Source organism: Streptomyces corynorhini, assembly GCF_003346515.1.
Classification (GTDB): domain Bacteria; phylum Actinomycetota; class Actinomycetes; order Streptomycetales; family Streptomycetaceae; genus Streptomyces; species Streptomyces corynorhini.
The window spans coordinates 1-14603 of the sequence record NZ_QQNA01000091.1 but is presented as its reverse complement, the minus strand read 5'-3'; the positions used below and the strand labels follow the sequence as shown (position 1 = coordinate 14603).

Here is a 14603-nt window from a genome sequence, read left to right as displayed (position 1 = left end):
CGCCACCTCGCCGCGCGCGGCGTCGGCGGCCCCGCCGGAGCCCGCGGCGCTCTCCTGGCCGAGCCCGGCGAGGGCCGCGGCGCGGAAGGCGCTGAGCCCCTCGGCCAGGGTCACCACATCGGAGGGCGCCATCCGCTCCAGCACGAGCGCGACCTCGCGCGTGCGGAAGGAGCGGTACTCGTTCAGTACCGTGTGACCGCGTCGGCTCAGCCTCAGTTCCACCTCGCGGCGGCTGATCGCGCTGGGCGAGCGGGACACCAGGCCCATGGCCTCCATCCGGTCGCACAGCCGGCTCACCGAGGACGGCCGCGAGCCGAGCGCGTCGCCGAGCGTCCGCAGATTGGCGCCCTCATGCTTCTCGATGACCAGAAGGGCCCGTAGCTGGGACGGCGGGACGGGCCCCGAGGGCGCGGCCTCCTGGCCCCGCCCCCACAGCAGCTCAAGCAGCTCCGAGGCCGCGCTGGCGGCCTCGGCGACCTGATCGCGCCGGTGTGGTTCACCGGTGAAGCGGGACATGGATTTCACCCTTTCATCCGGCGTGGGTTGTTGTCAGCCCGGACCGACCGCCCCTTGAAGAAGAAGGCTCGAACGACTCGTGACTCTACTCGCGGATGTGGAAAGAGCGGTCCGCACAGCGGCTCCGCACGCTCTGGTGGACTCGGTGCGTGACGCGATCACCGCCGCGTACGGCACGGCAACCGTACAGCTCTACCTCGCCGACTACGGGCTCACGGTGCTGCAGCCCGTCGACCCGGCGGACCGTCCCGCCAAGACGCTGTCGCTGCACAACACCCCCGAGGGCCGGGCCTTCGGCAGCCAGGAGCCGCGCGAGCAGCAGGTGCGCCACCGGGACGCGGTGGATCACCATCTGCCGGTCACCGTCCGGGGCGAGCGGCTCGGCATCCTGACCGTCCGCCTGCCCGCCGACGTGTCCACGCAGGACACCGTCGAGGAGCTGACGCAGGTGGCGGAGCTGCTCGGGCACGAGATCCTGGTGGCCGAGCGGGACACCGACCTCTACCGGCGGGCCAGGCGGGCGAGCCGGCTCACCCTGGCGGCCGAGATGCAGTGGCAGCTGCTGCCCGCCCGCGCCTGCACCGCGCGGGAGTACGCCATCGGCGCGCAGCTGGAGCCCGCCTACGCGATCCACGGCGACAACTTCGACTGGGCGTCGGACGCCGACGAGCTGACGCTCGCGGTGACCAACGGGATGGGCGAGGGCATCCAGGCGTCCCTGCTCACCAATCTCGCCGTGAACGCCCTGCGCAACGCCCGCCGCGCCGGGATCGGCCTCGTGGACCAGGCGTCGCTGGCGGACCAGGCCCTGTACGCGCAGCACGGCGGTGCCTCCTACGTCTCGACCCTGCTGCTCAGGTTCGAGCTGGACACGGGCCGGGTGGAGGTGGTGGACGCCGGTTCGCCGCAGCTGTGGCGCATGCGCGACAGGTCCGTGGAGCGCGTCGACCTCGAAGCACAGCTGCCCCTCGGCATGTTCGAGGAGTCGCACTACGTGGCGCAGACCTTCCAGGTGCTCCCCGGTGACCGGCTGCTCTTCGTCAGCGACGGGGTGTACGACGCGGTCTCGCCGCAGGGCGAGCTGTACGGGGAGCGGGCGCTGGCGCGGGCGATCGGCGCCACCGGTCTGCTGCCCGCCGCGATGGTGCCGCGCGCGGTGCTGCGCGAGCTGGCGGCCTACCGGGACGCCGAGTCGACGGACGACGCGCTGGTGCTCTGCCTGGACTGGTTCGGCAGACAGGGCGACGGACGGACCGGCAGAGCCGCGGAGACGGACAAGGAAAAAGACACGGCCACGGACACGGGCGCCGGTACACCTACGGACACGGGTACGGGTACGCGTGCGGGACAGGACACCGCCGCGGACGGCTGACGTCAGGCCGTGACCCGGCGGCGCTCCAGGTCGAAGACGGCCTGGACGCGCTTGCCGACCGGCACCCGCTCGGCGAGCAGCTCGTCGGCGATGGCGTGGACGATCTCCATGCCGTGTCCGCCCAGCCGGCCGGGATCCCGCTCGTAGCGGCACGGCAGGACCGAGCTGCTGTCGTACACGGTGACGATCACCCGCCGGTCCGTGCCCTCCAGCTCCAGCAGGTACGGGCCGTGGCTGTGGCGCTCGGCGTTGGTCACCAGCTCGCTGACGACCAGCAGCAGATCGCCGCTCGTCCGCTCGCCCAGGGTGGCCAGCCACTCGGCCTCCAGCTGCTGGAGGAACTGGACGGCGAGCAGCCTGGCGTCGGCGATACAGCCGGGCTCCCCGCTGAACTGGCCGGCCCGGCGCAGCGGCTGTACGGAATCCGCGATGGCCGCGAACCCCGTACCACTGGTGATCTGTTCGTTCATAGCTCCTGCCCGCGCACCGGTGAGGGCGATCGCGGGACCCCCTTCTCGGATCCCCTTATGCCCTCACACGCCGCGGGTATGCCCACCGGTTTCGTGAAAGGTGTCACTCTCTTCGTCCGTGTCTCAGCGGCGCCCGGGAAGCCGGACCACGCTGACGAAGAACTCGTCGATCTGCCGGACGGCCGCGATGAACTGATCGAGGTCGACCGGTTTGGTCACATACGCGTTGGCGTGCAGCTTGTAGCTGCGCAGAATGTCCTCCTCGGCGGAGGAGGTGGTGAGCACCACCACGGGGATCAGGGACAGCTCCGGGTCGGTCTTGATCTGCTCCAGCACCTGGCGCCCGTCGTACTTGGGCAGGTTCAGGTCGAGCAGGACGAGATCCGGCCGGGGCGCCTGCTGGTGGGCGCCCCTGCGGTAGAGGAAGTCGAGCGCCTCCTCGCCGTCGCGCACCACATGGAGGGTGTTGCGGATCTTGTTGTCCTCGAACGCCTCGCGGGTCATCAGTTCGTCCCCCGCGTCGTCCTCGACGAGCAGGACCTCGATGGGCTCTACGCGGTCGCGGTGGCTCACTGGGCGGCTCCGTGCGGGATGGTCGTCGGTACGTCGTGCGGGTGTCCGGACGGGGCGTCTGGCCCGTCCTCGGGTGCCTCGGGCTGCCCGGAGGCCGCCGGTTCGCCGGATTCGGCCGGGTCGGGTGTCTCGTCCCCGGGGGCGGCGGGGACCGTGAAGTGGATCCGGGTGCCGCCTTCGTCGACCGGCTCCAGCCAGATCCGGCCGCCGTGGAACTCGACGATCTTGCGGCAGAGCGCGAGGCCGATGCCGGTGCCCTCGTACTCGTCCCTGGCGTGCAGCCGCTGGAAGATGACGAAGACCTTCTCCGCGAACTCCGGCGCGACCCCGATGCCGTTGTCGGAGACGGTCAGGTGCCAGTCGGCCCCCTCGCGCACGCATCCCACGGTGATCCGGGACGGTACCTCGGGGCGGCGGAACTTGACGGCGTTGCCGAGGAGGTTCTGCCAGAGCATCGTCAGGGTGGTCGGGTCGCCGGTCACCCTCGGCAGCGGGGCCTCCCGTACGACGGTGACGTCCGACTCCTCGATGACCAGGGCGACGTTCCCGAGGGCCCGGTCGAGGACCTGGTCGAGTTCGACGTCCTGCCAGGCGTCGTGCACCCGCCCCACCCGGGAGAAGGTGAGCAGGTCGTTGATGAGGACCTGCATCCGTTTGGCACCGTCGACCGCGAAGTCGATGTACTGCTTGCCGCGCGCGTCCAGCCGGTCGCCGTACCGTTTCTCCAGCAGCTGGCAGAAGGAGGCGACCTTGCGCAGCGGTTCCTGGAGGTCGTGCGAGGCCACGTAGGCGAACTGCTCCAGCTCCGAGTTGGAGCGGCGCAGCTCCTCGGCCTGCTCGGCGAGGAGTGCCTCTCTGGACCGGCTCGCGGCGAGTTCGTCGGCGAGGCGTCGGCGCATGTCCTCGACGGCCGCGCCGACGGCGCGCAGGTCGGAGGGGCCGCCGACCTCGATGCGCCGGTCGAACGCGCCCTCCCGTACGCCGTCGGACGCGGCGCGCAGCGCGGCGAGCGGCCGGCCCACCATGCGGTGCAGGACCAGGGCGAGGACCAGTACCGCCACGACGAAGACGGCGAGGATCGCGAGGAACACGGCGTCCCGCAGGGCGCGGGCGTCGTTCAGCTCCGTACGCGCCTGGTCCCTGGCCTCGTCCAGGTGGGTCTGCTGGACGGCGAAGAGCCGGCGCAGCTCGTCGAAGCTCTCCTTGCTGCGGGTGACCCGGTCGGCGGAGGCCGCGGCGGCGCCCTCGGCCCGTACGGAGGCGATCAGCGGATCCGCCTCCTCGGCGCGCCACTTCCCGGCGGCGCGGGTGATGCGGGTGAGGTCACCGGCGAAGCGCGGGTCGGACCCGATGAAGGCCGTCATCCGGCCGGTGTAGTGCCGCTCGTCGGTGATGCCCTTCTGGTACGGCGCGAGGAAGGACGGGTCGTCGCTGAGGGCGAATCCGCGTACGCCGGTCTCCTGGTCGAGCAGGGCGCGCTGGAGCTGGAAGGCGTTGGACCTGGCGGGCTGGATGCGGTCGACGATTTCGTTGGTGCGGTCGTTGGTGCGGGCCAGCAGGACGCCGGCGAGGACGGTGCAGCAGCAGACCACCAGCACCAGCGCCCCGAGGATCAGCTGGACCCAGCCCTGCACCGAGAGTCCCGGGGCGAGGCGGCGGGGGGTGTTCTTCTCCGTGGGGACGGCGTTCTCCGTGGGGTTCTGTGCGGGATCGCGTACGGCGGTCATCGGGGGTCGCTCCAGCCGAGGTGCAGGACGGCGACGTCGTCGGCGAGTCCGCCGTACGGGGCCGCGCCCTCGGCCGCGCCGCCGACCAGGGCGTCGACGAAGGCGTTCGCCGGGAGGGAGCTGTGCCGGGCGGCGAGCGCGAGCAGTCCGCTCTCGCCGAGCCGGGTGGCGGGTCCGGTGCGTCCCTCGAAGAGGCCGTCGGTGAAGAGGACCACATGGCCGCCGGGCGGCAGCGGCACCACGCTCTCGGTCCACCGTCCCGCGCCGGGCAGCAGCCCGAGGGCCATGCCCGCGCTGGGCTCCTCCCAGCGGACGGTGGCGTGGTGGCGTACGAGCAGCCCCGGGTGTCCGGCGCGCACGACCCGTACCTCCCGGCCGCCGGGCGGGAAGACGAGCGAGGTGACGGTGGCGAACACGTGCTGGTCGGAGCGCTCGGCGACGAGGATCTCCTCCAGCAGCCGGATCCGCTCCAGCGGCCGGGTCCCGCACAGCACGGCCGTGCGCCAGGCGACCCGCAGGCAGACGCCGAGGGCCGCCTCGGCGGCGCCGTGGCCCGACACGTCGCCGATCACCGCGTGGACCGTGCCGTCGGCGGTCTGTACGACGTCGTAGAAGTCGCCGCTGAGCAAGCCGTGGGCGCGCCCCGGCTCGTAGCGGGCGACGGCCTCGAAGTCGTCGTCGCGCAGCAGGGGCACGGGCAGCAGGCCGCGCTCCAGCCGGGCGTTCTCCTGCGCCATCAGCTCGTTGGCGCGCAGGGCGGCGGTGGCCTGTTCGACCTGCTTGCGCTGGAGGGCGTAGCGGACGGCCCGGCTCAGCGCCTCCGGGTCGATGCGTCCCTTGACCAGATAGTCCTGGGCGCCGGTGGCCACGGCGGAGAGCCCGGCCTCGCCCTCCGCCATCCCGGTGAGGACGACGATGGCCGCGTCGGGGGCGGTGCGCAGGATCCGGGTGACGGCGTCGACCCCGTGGGCGTCGGGCAGATGGAGGTCGAGCAGCACACAGACCGGGGCGGTGCGGTCGGCGAGGAACCGCTGTCCCTCGGCGAGCGTCTGACACCAGGTGAGCGAGGAGTCGAGGTCGCTGTCGGCGAGCATCTCCTCCACCAGCAGCGCGTCGCCCGCGTCGTCCTCGACGAGCAGCATGACCGCGTCGAGCGCCCAGCGGGCGTCGCGGACGACGGCGACGGCGTCCGGTGAGGGGGCCGGCGCGGGTACGGCCCCGGGCGGGGGCGTGGGCGCGCGGTCGGCGCCGCCGTGAACGGCCGTTCCCGGAGCCGCGGTACGGCGGCCTCGCACGGAACGTGCGGCGAGGCCCCCGGGCAACTCGACCACACTCCACCCCCTCAGAACCTGACGGCGCCGGTCACCCGGCGCCGTTCCGGCGGGAAGCATATGCGACGGCGAACCGGCCGGTGCGCCCGCGGTGGGAGAACGCGCCAGGCCGGGGCCGGGGCCCGTCGGCGGATCACCGTATTCCCGGTACACCGGCTCGCCCGCGCGGGAAACATGCGATGCTCTGGCCAACCACAGCCGGTACGGGGGTGCGGGGATGACTACGGTCGACGACGGAGCGGACCAGGCCGCATCGGGGGCATCCGCCCTGCTGGAGGCGCGGCCCGCGGGCACGGCGGAGGCGCGCGCGCTGGTGCGCTCGTTTCTCCGCCGGCACGCGCCGGGCGTGCCGGAGCAGACGACGGTCGATGTGCTGCTGATCGTGTCGGAGCTGGTCACCAACGCCATACGGCACGCGGGCGGGGTGACGGGGCTTCGGGTCTCGGCCGGCGTCGGCGTGGTGGAGATCGCCGTACGGGACGCGAGTCCTTCGCTGCCCGCGACCGCGCGGCGCCGCGAGGAGTGGCTGCCCGGCGGTTACGGCTGGCCGCTGGTGCACCGGCTGGCCGAGGTCACGGTCGATGTCCTGGGGGACGGCGGCAAGCTGATCAGGGCGCTGGTACGGCACTGAGCGGCCCGCCCGGCCGGGCTGCCGGGCGGGCGGTGCCGGATGTCGTCGGCTACCAGCGCGGGTTGGTGGCGCGGTAGGTCGGGTGGATGGTGCGCATGTAGCCGGTGTCGTCGCGGTTGCGCAGCCCGCAGGTCAGGTACTGCTCGTGCAGGGCCGCGAGGGCGTCGCGGTCCAGGGTGACACCGAGCCCCGGGGTGGTGGGCACCGCCACCGAGCCGTCCTCGAACTCCAGTACGCCGGGCTCGATGACGTCCTCGGTCTTCCACGGCCAGTGGGTGTCACAGGCGTAGGTGAGGTTGGGGGTGGCCGCCGCGAGGTGGGTCATGGCGGCGAGGCTGATGCCCAGATGCGAGTTGGAGTGCATGGACAGTCCCATGCCGAAGGTGTCGCAGATGCCGGACAGCAGCTTGGAGCGGCGCAGTCCGCCCCAGTAGTGGTGGTCGGAGAGGATGACCTGGACGGCGTCCACGGCCACCGAGGGGTGGAGTTCGTCGAAGGCGACGACGCACATGTTGGTCGCCAGCGGCATCGAGACCTCGCGGGCGACGGCGGCCATGCCCTCGATGCCCGGGGTGGGGTCCTCCAGATACTCCAGCACGCCGTCGAGCGCGCGGCCGACCTCGATGGAGGTCTCCACGGACCAGGCGGCGTTCGGGTCGAGCCGCAACGGGTGGCCGGGGAACTCGGCGCGCAGCGCCCGTACCGCCTCGATCTCCTCCTCGGGCGGCAGGACGCCGCCCTTGAGCTTGATGGCGGTGAATCCGTACGCGTCGACCATCCGCCGTGCCTGGGCCACCACGCCTGCGGGGTCCAGCGCGGCGCCCCACTCGTCCGGCTCGGCGCCGGGGTGGGCGGCCCACTTGTAGAAGAGGTAGGCGCTGAAGGGCACCGCGCCGCGCACGGCGCCGCCGAGGAGGTCGGAGACGGGCCGGCCGCACGCCTGGCCCTGGATGTCGAGCAGGGCGACCTCGAACGGGGACTGCACCCGGTCGACGGTGCTGCTCGTGGTGACCATCCCGGTCAGCCCGGAGCCGCCGACGCCGCCGACCCGGGAGATGATCTCGCCGACCCGCCGGTGCAGCTCCTCGGTGGCGTAGACGTCGAGTCCGACGATGTCCGCCGCGACGGCCCGGAGGCGTTCCAGATGGCGGGCGTCGGCGTAGGTCTCGCCGAGCCCGGTGAGCCCGCCGTCGGTGTGGACCTCGACGACGGCGCGCAGGGCGTACGGCTCGTGGACCCCGACCGAGTTGAGCAGCGGCGGGTCGCGGAAGGCGACGGGGGTGATGGTGACGGCGGAGATCCGCAGTTTCTCGGTGGCCACGGTCAGGCGCTCCTTACCAGGTCGAGTCCGCGCTCCAGGAGCGCGGCGAGTGCGGCGAGGTCCTCGGGCGCGGGGTCGCTGAGCGGGGCGCGGACGGAGCCCGCGTCCAGGCCACGCAGCTTCACCCCCGCCTTGACCAGGGAGACCGCGTATCCGGGGGCCTTGTCCCGCAGGGCGACCAGCGGGTGGAAGAAGCCGGCCAGCAGCGCGTCGACGCGCTTGTCGTCGCCGGTGGTCACGGCGCGGTGGAAGGCGGTGGAGATCTCGGGCGCGAAGCAGAAGGCGGCGGACGAGTAGAGGGGGACGCCGATGGCCCGGTAGGCGGGGACGGTGGCCTCGGCGGTGGGCAGCCCGTTGAAGAACTGGAACGGCTTGCCGCTCTCGCGCAGCGATTCCCGTACGGCGAAGACGGTCCTGGCGAGGGTCTCGATGTCTCCGACGCCGTCCTTGAAGCCGACGACCCCGTCGATCGCGGCGGCCTCGGCGGCGGCGTCGGGGGTGAACCGGGCGTTGGCGCGGTTGTAGACGATCAGGGGCAGTCCTGCCGCCTCCGCGATCTGTCGTACGTAGCGCACCAGACCGGCCTGATCGCCGCTGACCAGGTACGGCGGCAGCAGGAGCAGCCCGTCCGCGCCGTTGTCGCGGGCCGCGCGGGCCAGCGCCAGTGCGGTGGGCAGCGGGCCGCCGACACCGGCGTAGACGGGGACCCCGCCCTCGACGGCCTCGGCCGTGAGCCGGACGACCTCGGTGTGCTCGTCCGCCGACAGGGCGTGGAATTCCCCGGTGCCGCAGGCGGGGAAGACGGCGCCCGCACCGGCCGCCACCCCCGCGCTCACATGTGCCCGGAGAGCCTCGGGAGCGAGGGCGCCGTCGGGTGCGAACGGTGTGACCGGAAAGAACAGCACTCCGTCAAGCATAAGACTCCGTTCACGTATATAACCGCTAGCCATGTTCTTGGAAACGTCAGCCAACCTAGGACGCGGCGCGGGAACCGTCAAGACACGCGCGCGTCACCCACCGCCCCTACCGTGCTCCGCACCGTAAACGCCAGATCGGAACGGCCCGCGAGATTCCGCGCGGCAAGCCATTGACCCGATGGACACCCATCCGTAACGTGACCACACGTGTGACAGATGTTCACATACATATACGTCTTAGCTGTACACCGCCCCCTCGGGGGCGCGTCGAGACCCCTCGCCTTCGCGAGCGGAGTCCGGCCCACGCGGTCAACGCCGTGGGCCCCAGACATATCTGGCTTGCCGTCACGGCAATCGAAGTGGGAGACAACGATGGTCCCGCAGCCTCTTGCGAAGAGTCCCGAGAGCGAGCCCGACGCCGAAAGCCGCGCGGTCGGCAAATTCCTGCGCCGCATGCTGCCCATTCTGGTGCTCATGCTCCTGGTCAACCAGATGGACCGGACGAACGTCGGGTTCGTCCAGGACGAGCTGAGGGCCGACGTCGGGGTCAGCGCCACCGCCTACGGCCTCGGCGCGGGCCTGTTCTTCATCGGGTACGCGCTGTTCGAGGTGCCCAGCAACATGCTCATGGAGCGGTTCGGCGCGCGGGTCTGGCTCACCCGCATCATGATCACCTGGGGTCTGGTGATCCTGGCGATGTGCCTCATCCACGATGTGACGACGTTCTACATCCTGCGCTTCGTCCTCGGTGTCGCCGAGGCCGGCTTCTTCCCCGGCGTCCTGCTGTACTTCACCCAGTGGCTGCCGGACTCCAGCAGGGGCCGGGCGAGCGCGATCTTCCTGGGCGGCTCCGCCACCGCGTACATCGTGACCGGCCCCATCACCGGGGCGCTGCTGGAGCTGCACGGCCTGGGCGGGTTCGCCGGCTGGCGCTGGATGTTCGCGCTGGAGGGGACCTTCTCCATCCTGGTCGGGATCGTCGCCGGGTTCTTCCTCGTCTCCCGTATCGGCGAGGCCCGCTGGCTCACCGCCGAGGAGAAGGAGGCGCTGAGCGCGGCGGTCGCGCGTGACCAGGAGTCGCGCAGCCGGGCCCCCAAGGTGTCGCGGCTCAAGCTGATCATCCACCCGCAGGTCGCGCTGCTGACCGGCGTCTTCTTCGCGATGGCCCTCACCGGCTACGCGATCACCTTCTGGCTGCCGAGCCTGGTCGCCGAGATCGGCGGGCTCTCGCCCTTCCAGATCGGGCTGCTCTCCGCCATCCCGTGGATCTGTGCGGTGATCGCGATGTACTCGATGAGCCACTTCACCGACCGCGCCCCGGACCGCCGGCCGTATCTGGCGATCAGCCTCGTCCTGTCGGCGGCGGGCGCCTTCCTGGCCACGCTGGGCTCCCCCTGGTTCGGCCTCGTCGCCATCACCCTGGCCGCCGTGGGCGGCAAGTGCGCGGCCACCCTGTTCTGGCCGATGGCGCAGTCCGGGCTCGATCTGAGGATCGCCGCGGCCGGGCTCGCGGTGGTCAACTCGCTGGGCAACCTGGGCGGCTTCGTCTCCCCCACGCTCTTCGGCTACCTCAAGGACACCACCGGCACGACACACGGCGGCCTCTACGCCCTCGCGGCGGCCTCCGTACTGGCGGCCCTGGGCGTCGCCTTCATGCGCAGGCCCGACAGCGCGAAGCCGGGCGCGGGCGAGCCCGCGCCGCTCCAGGGCCGGGTGGCGAGCGGCGAGGCGCGATAGGGGGCCCGCTCCCGGCCGCCCGGCCGCCGCCCCGAGGAGAGCGGGCGGCGGCCGGGCGTGCTGTCAGGCCCGGTCCGGGACGGTGACCGGTCGCGGTGACCGGTCACGGTGACCGGTCACGGCCGAGGCCGCGCCGCTACCGGGTGTGGGTCAGGGTGCCGAAGCCGAGGTGGTCGTAACCGCCGCTGGTGGAACCGTAGTCACCGCCGCCGCCCTCGGGCTGGACGAGTTGCGCGTACGCCTTGGTGTTGGGGACTGAGAGCCCCTTGCGCACCCCGTAGTGGTTGTACAGCTGTGCCCAGACCGGCCGGTACTGCCCCCGGCTGTCGGACGACACCGTGGTGAAGGTCTGCCAGCCCTCCCACACGCCGGGTGCGCCGTAGTGCCACGTGTACTCGGTGAAGGGGACGCTCCCGCCGAGGTTGTACTTGGCGACGTACTCGCACGCCTTCATGAAGCGGTTGTTGTCGTAGCCGTAGAGGTCGATGCCCTGGTTCCAGGCCATCTCGCAGACCGTGCCCATCAGTCCGATGCCGAGCATGCTGTGGCCCTGGTCGCGGCCGCTCTCCTGCCACTGCGCGAGGCCCTGGTCGTTGTAGACGTAGGGGATGGCGTTGAGGATGGAGCCCATGCCGGCGCCGGTCTTGAAGTACGTGACCGCCTGGTCGATCTTGGCCTGGTCGTCGCAGAGGATGCCGATGGCCAGGACGTTGGCGAGGTTGCACAGGTCCCAGCTCGCCCAGTAGTTGGAGATGTACGCGCCGTTGTGATCGACCAGGAAGCTGTTGCTGGGCGGGTAGAACACGTTCAGCATCATCGTCTTGAAGCGGTCCAGGTCGAACCCGTTGTAGCCGCGCATGATCTCGGCGGCCTGGGCGAACTCGTAGCCGTAGATCCCGGCGGCGAGGAAGCGGTCGGCGCTGCCGTCGATCGCGGTGAGCTTGCCCGACCAGGCGTTGAGGATGTCGCGCGCCGCGTCGCCGTGGGCGGCCAGGCCCTGGATCTTCCAGCGCAGCGCGTTCTGGTAGGCGGCGGCGACATCGTTGTAGAGGATGCCGTAGTTCTCGCTGCCACCGCCCCGGTAGATGACGCTCTGCGGGTTGGCGGTCCAGGTCGGCAGGGAGTGGGAGTTGCCGATCAGCACGTCCCAGCCCGCCTTCCAGGGCTGGGTACCGGCTTTGACCGCGGCGGCCATCCGGTCGAAGTCGGCCTGGGTGTGCAGCATTCCGGGGTGGCCGGCGGCCAGCGGCGCGGCGTGGGCGGTGCCCGCGAGGGCCGTGACGGCCGTCGTGCCGACCATGGCGGCGGCGCCGATACCGGCGACGGCCTTCAGGAGATCGCGGCGGCTCGCGGCGGGGGTGTGTTGTGTACCTGACATCAGTGCGGCTCCTTCGGATGGACCCGTACGGGGTGGGGATGAGAAGTGGGGGGGTACGGAGTTCAGTCCACGATTTGACCGGTCAAAGACTGGGCGAGACGTTAACGGCGCGTTTCCGAGGCGTCAAGAGATGGCGCACGCACGGGATTTGACCCGTCGACCGGATCCGGCCCGGCGCCCCCGACCTGATCACTTGACCGCGCCCCCGGCGTGCGCGAGACTACAGAGTCAAATCATGATTTACCGGTCAAAAGAAAGGGCGGTACCGCTCGGTGGTCACCATGGCGGACGTCGCGAAGCGCGCCGGCGTCACCAAACAGACCGTGTCCAATGTGGTCCGGGGGCGCACGGTCGTCAGCGCCGGGACCAGGGCCAAGGTCGAGGCGGCGATCGACGAGCTGGGCTACACACCCAATCTGGTCGCCCGGGGACTGTCCACCGGCACCACCATGACCGTCGGCTTCGTCGTGCCGACCGTCGCCAACCCCTTCTACTCCGCGGTGGTCGAGGAGGTGGAGGCGCTGCTGGAGACGCGCGGCTACCATCTGCTGCTGGCCACCACCCGGGGCGACGGGGCGCGGGCCCGGCGCCAGCTGGCCTCCCTCTCCAGCCGCTCCGTGGACGCGCTCCTCGTGGCCGGCGACTTCGATCTGAGCGAGTGCCCGCCGGCGCCGGAGGGGCACGGGCCGCCGCTCGTCCTGTGCGCGTGGGAGATCGACCCGCCGCGCACCCTGCCCGTCGTCACCATCGACTTCGAGCGGGCCGGGTATCTCGCCGGCCGGCATCTGCGGGAGCTGGGGCACCGGCGGGTGACGGTGGTCGCCGACCTGCCCGCGCACCGGGTACGGGTGGCGGGGCTGCGCCGCGCGCTCGCCGAGGACGGTGTGTCCGTACCCGACGAGTGGGTGTTCGCCGCGCCGGGGGCGACGCCGGAGTCCGGGTACGAGGCGGCCTCGCGCGCGCTGCGCGACCGGGCCGAGCGGCCCGCCCGCGACCGTACGACCGCCGTGTTCAGCTCCACGGACGCCACCGCCCTCGGGGTGATGGAAGCGGTGCGCCACCACGGGCTGCGGGTGCCCGAGGACATCTCGGTCATCGGCGTCGACGACATCCCGCAGGCCGCGCACGCCCATCCGCCGCTGACCACGGTGGCGCTCCCGAAACGGCGGATGGCCCGCGAGGCCACCGAGCTGCTGTGGCGCGCGATCGCCGAGGGCCGGCCCACCGCGCCGTCCCTGACCCTGCTCGACCCGGAGGTGCTGGCCCGCGCCAGCTCCGGGCCGGCGGCCGCGGCCGGCTGACCGGGCCGCCGTCGGACGGCGTCAGTCCAGCGGCTTGTCGAGGATCGCCTTCGCGTGGCTGAAGGTGTCGATCGAGTACTCGCCGTGGTAGCGGCCCATGCCGCTCGCGCCGACGCCGCCGAAGGGCAGCTCGGGCACGGCGAGGTGCTGGACCGGGAGGCCGAAGGTGAGGGCGCCGGAGGAGGTCTCGCGGGTGAGCCGTTCCTTGGTGCGGTCGGACCCGGTGAAGGCGTACAGGGCGAGCGGCTTGTCGCGGTCGTTGATGAAGGTGATCGCGGCGTCCAGGTCAGGTACGGGGAGGACCGGCAGGATCGGACCGAAGATCTCCTCGCTCATCACCGGGGCGTCCGGCGGTACATCGGCGAGGACGGTGGGGTCGATGTGGCGGGCGCTACGGTCGTGGCCGCCGCCGGTGACGACGCGTCCGGCGCCGAGGAGGCCGGTCAGCCGGTCGAAGTTGCGGTCGTTGACGATCTTGCCGTAGCCGGGGTTGGCGGCCGTGTCGTCCCCGTACAGCTCCCGGACCGCGGCGGCGAGGTACGGCTCCAGCCGGGCCGCCGTGTCACCGATGGCGAGGACGTAGTCGGGGGCGACACAGGTCTGGCCGGCGTTGGCGAACTTGCCGCGCGCGATCCGCCGCGCGGTGACCTCCAGATCCGCGCCCGGCTCGACCACGACGGGGCTCTTGCCGCCCAGCTCCAGGGTGACCGGGGTGAGGTGCTTGGCGGCCGCGGTCATGACGATGCGGCCGACATTGCCGCTGCCGGTGTAGAAGATGTGGTCGAAGCGCTGCTCCAGCAGGGCCGTGGTCTCCGGGACCGCGCCCTCGACGACGGCGACCGCGTCCGTGTCGAGATACTTCGGCAGCAGCCCCGCCAGCGCGGCGGAGGTGGCCGGGGCCAGCTCGCTCGGCTTGACGACCACGGCGTTGCCCGAGGCGAGCGCGCCGACCAGCGGCGCGAGAGCCAGCTGTACGGGGTAGTTCCACGGCGCGATGATCAGCACCACACCGAGCGGATCCCGGACGACCCGGGCGTCCGCGGGGAGGAAGGCGTCGGGGACGGCGGCGGGCTTGGGGCGCAGCCATTCCTCCAGGTGGGTGACCGTGTGATCGAGTTCGTTGATGGTGAAGCCGACCTCGGCGCGGTACGCCTCGACGGGGTTCTTGCCCAGATCCGCCAGCAGCGCCGCCTGGAGCGCCTCGGCCTCCTCGGTGAGGAGTGCGCGCAGCGCCGCCAGCTGGCCGAGCCGCCAGGACAGCTCCTTGGTCCGGCCGGTCCCGAAGGTGGCGCGCAGCCGCGCGACGGCTTCGGGACCGGCCGGACCAAG

Annotated in this window: 13 protein-coding genes; 4 read left to right on the top strand and 9 right to left on the bottom strand. The window is 71.9% G+C overall.

From position 1 onward, the window contains the following. The coding region (locus tag DVH02_RS13050; protein WP_114623961.1) for a MarR family winged helix-turn-helix transcriptional regulator at nucleotides 1-516 on the bottom strand (516 nt) is incomplete at its 3' end. A gap of 97 nt (nucleotides 517-613) precedes the next feature. Here DVH02_RS13050 and DVH02_RS13045 point away from each other — a divergent pair. Continuing rightward, nucleotides 614-1888, top strand: a complete 1275-nt coding sequence (locus tag DVH02_RS13045) for a PP2C family protein-serine/threonine phosphatase (RefSeq protein WP_233518202.1) — start codon at nucleotides 614-616, stop codon at nucleotides 1886-1888. A 2-nt stretch (nucleotides 1889-1890) separates the two neighbouring features. On the opposite strand, the gene DVH02_RS13040 is transcribed toward DVH02_RS13045, so the two are convergent. From DVH02_RS13040 to DVH02_RS13025, 4 genes are all read right to left on the bottom strand, one after another. Next, nucleotides 1891-2358 (bottom strand): ATP-binding protein, encoded by a 468-nt coding sequence (locus DVH02_RS13040; RefSeq protein ID WP_114623959.1) that lies wholly within the window; start codon nucleotides 2356-2358, stop codon nucleotides 1891-1893. A 123-nt stretch (nucleotides 2359-2481) separates the two neighbouring features. Beyond that, complete coding sequence (locus tag DVH02_RS13035; RefSeq protein ID WP_114623958.1) at nucleotides 2482-2931, bottom strand: response regulator; 450 nt, start codon at nucleotides 2929-2931, stop codon at nucleotides 2482-2484. After that, nucleotides 2928-4658, bottom strand: coding sequence for a sensor histidine kinase (locus DVH02_RS13030; RefSeq protein ID WP_114623957.1), 1731 nt, complete (start codon nucleotides 4656-4658; stop codon nucleotides 2928-2930). The genes DVH02_RS13035 and DVH02_RS13030 overlap by 4 nt, the downstream gene beginning before the upstream one ends. Further along, nucleotides 4655-5800, bottom strand: coding sequence for a PP2C family protein-serine/threonine phosphatase (locus tag DVH02_RS13025; RefSeq protein ID WP_114623962.1), 1146 nt, complete (start codon nucleotides 5798-5800; stop codon nucleotides 4655-4657). The genes DVH02_RS13030 and DVH02_RS13025 overlap by 4 nt, the downstream gene beginning before the upstream one ends. A gap of 406 nt (nucleotides 5801-6206) precedes the next feature. Here DVH02_RS13025 and DVH02_RS13020 point away from each other — a divergent pair, with 406 nt between their 5' ends. Further along, entirely contained in the window at nucleotides 6207-6620 is a 414-nt protein-coding gene (locus tag DVH02_RS13020; protein ID WP_114623956.1) for an ATP-binding protein, read from the top strand. Between the two features lie 49 nt (nucleotides 6621-6669). On the opposite strand, the gene DVH02_RS13015 is transcribed toward DVH02_RS13020, so the two are convergent. Both DVH02_RS13015 and DVH02_RS13010 read right to left on the bottom strand, forming a co-directional pair. Beyond that, a complete protein-coding gene (locus tag DVH02_RS13015) occupies nucleotides 6670-7947 on the bottom strand; it encodes a glucarate dehydratase family protein (protein WP_407697618.1) in 1278 nt (425 codons plus the stop codon). Continuing rightward, a complete protein-coding gene (locus tag DVH02_RS13010; protein ID WP_407697616.1) occupies nucleotides 7944-8891 on the bottom strand; it encodes a 5-dehydro-4-deoxyglucarate dehydratase in 948 nt (315 codons plus the stop codon). Before DVH02_RS13010 ends, DVH02_RS13015 begins: the two co-directional genes overlap by 4 nt. Nucleotides 8892-9230: 339 nt before the next feature. On the opposite strand from DVH02_RS13010, the gene DVH02_RS13005 reads away from it, so the two are divergent. Continuing rightward, nucleotides 9231-10595 carry an MFS transporter gene (locus tag DVH02_RS13005; protein WP_114623953.1) on the top strand — a complete coding sequence of 455 codons (1365 nt, stop codon included), beginning with the start codon at nucleotides 9231-9233 and terminating at the stop codon, nucleotides 10593-10595. 136 nt (nucleotides 10596-10731) lie between these two features. Here the strand turns inward: DVH02_RS13005 and DVH02_RS13000 are convergent, their stop codons facing one another. Further along, on the bottom strand, nucleotides 10732-11973 hold the full coding sequence (locus DVH02_RS13000; RefSeq protein ID WP_114623952.1) for an alginate lyase family protein: 1242 nt from the start codon (nucleotides 11971-11973) through the stop codon (nucleotides 10732-10734). Between the two features lie 281 nt (nucleotides 11974-12254). Between DVH02_RS13000 and DVH02_RS12995 the strand changes: the two genes are divergently transcribed. Beyond that, nucleotides 12255-13274 (top strand): LacI family DNA-binding transcriptional regulator, encoded by a 1020-nt coding sequence (locus DVH02_RS12995; RefSeq protein ID WP_325051357.1) that lies wholly within the window; start codon nucleotides 12255-12257, stop codon nucleotides 13272-13274. Between the two features lie 21 nt (nucleotides 13275-13295). Here the strand turns inward: DVH02_RS12995 and DVH02_RS12990 are convergent, their stop codons facing one another. Beyond that, nucleotides 13296-14570 carry an aldehyde dehydrogenase family protein gene (locus tag DVH02_RS12990; protein ID WP_407697617.1) on the bottom strand — a complete coding sequence of 425 codons (1275 nt, stop codon included), beginning with the start codon at nucleotides 14568-14570 and terminating at the stop codon, nucleotides 13296-13298. Nucleotides 14571-14603 lie beyond the last annotated feature (33 nt).

What these genes read in the sequence shown, in the direction of transcription:
- DVH02_RS13030 (WP_114623957.1), bottom strand. Translation starts at nt 4,658, where the DNA reads ATGACCGCCGTACGCGATCCCGCACAGAACCCCACGGAGAACGCCGTC.
- DVH02_RS13000 (WP_114623952.1), bottom strand. Translation starts at nt 11,973, where the DNA reads ATGTCAGGTACACAACACACCCCCGCCGCGAGCCGCCGCGATCTCCTG.
- DVH02_RS13025 (WP_114623962.1), bottom strand. Translation starts at nt 5,800, where the DNA reads ATGCTGCTCGTCGAGGACGACGCGGGCGACGCGCTGCTGGTGGAGGAG.
- DVH02_RS13040 (WP_114623959.1), bottom strand. Translation starts at nt 2,358, where the DNA reads ATGAACGAACAGATCACCAGTGGTACGGGGTTCGCGGCCATCGCGGAT.
- DVH02_RS12995 (WP_325051357.1), top strand. Translation starts at nt 12,255, where the DNA reads ATGGCGGACGTCGCGAAGCGCGCCGGCGTCACCAAACAGACCGTGTCC.
- DVH02_RS13010 (WP_407697616.1), bottom strand. Translation starts at nt 8,891, where the DNA reads ATGGCTAGCGGTTATATACGTGAACGGAGTCTTATGCTTGACGGAGTG.
- DVH02_RS13020 (WP_114623956.1), top strand. Translation starts at nt 6,207, where the DNA reads ATGACTACGGTCGACGACGGAGCGGACCAGGCCGCATCGGGGGCATCC.
- DVH02_RS13005 (WP_114623953.1), top strand. Translation starts at nt 9,231, where the DNA reads ATGGTCCCGCAGCCTCTTGCGAAGAGTCCCGAGAGCGAGCCCGACGCC.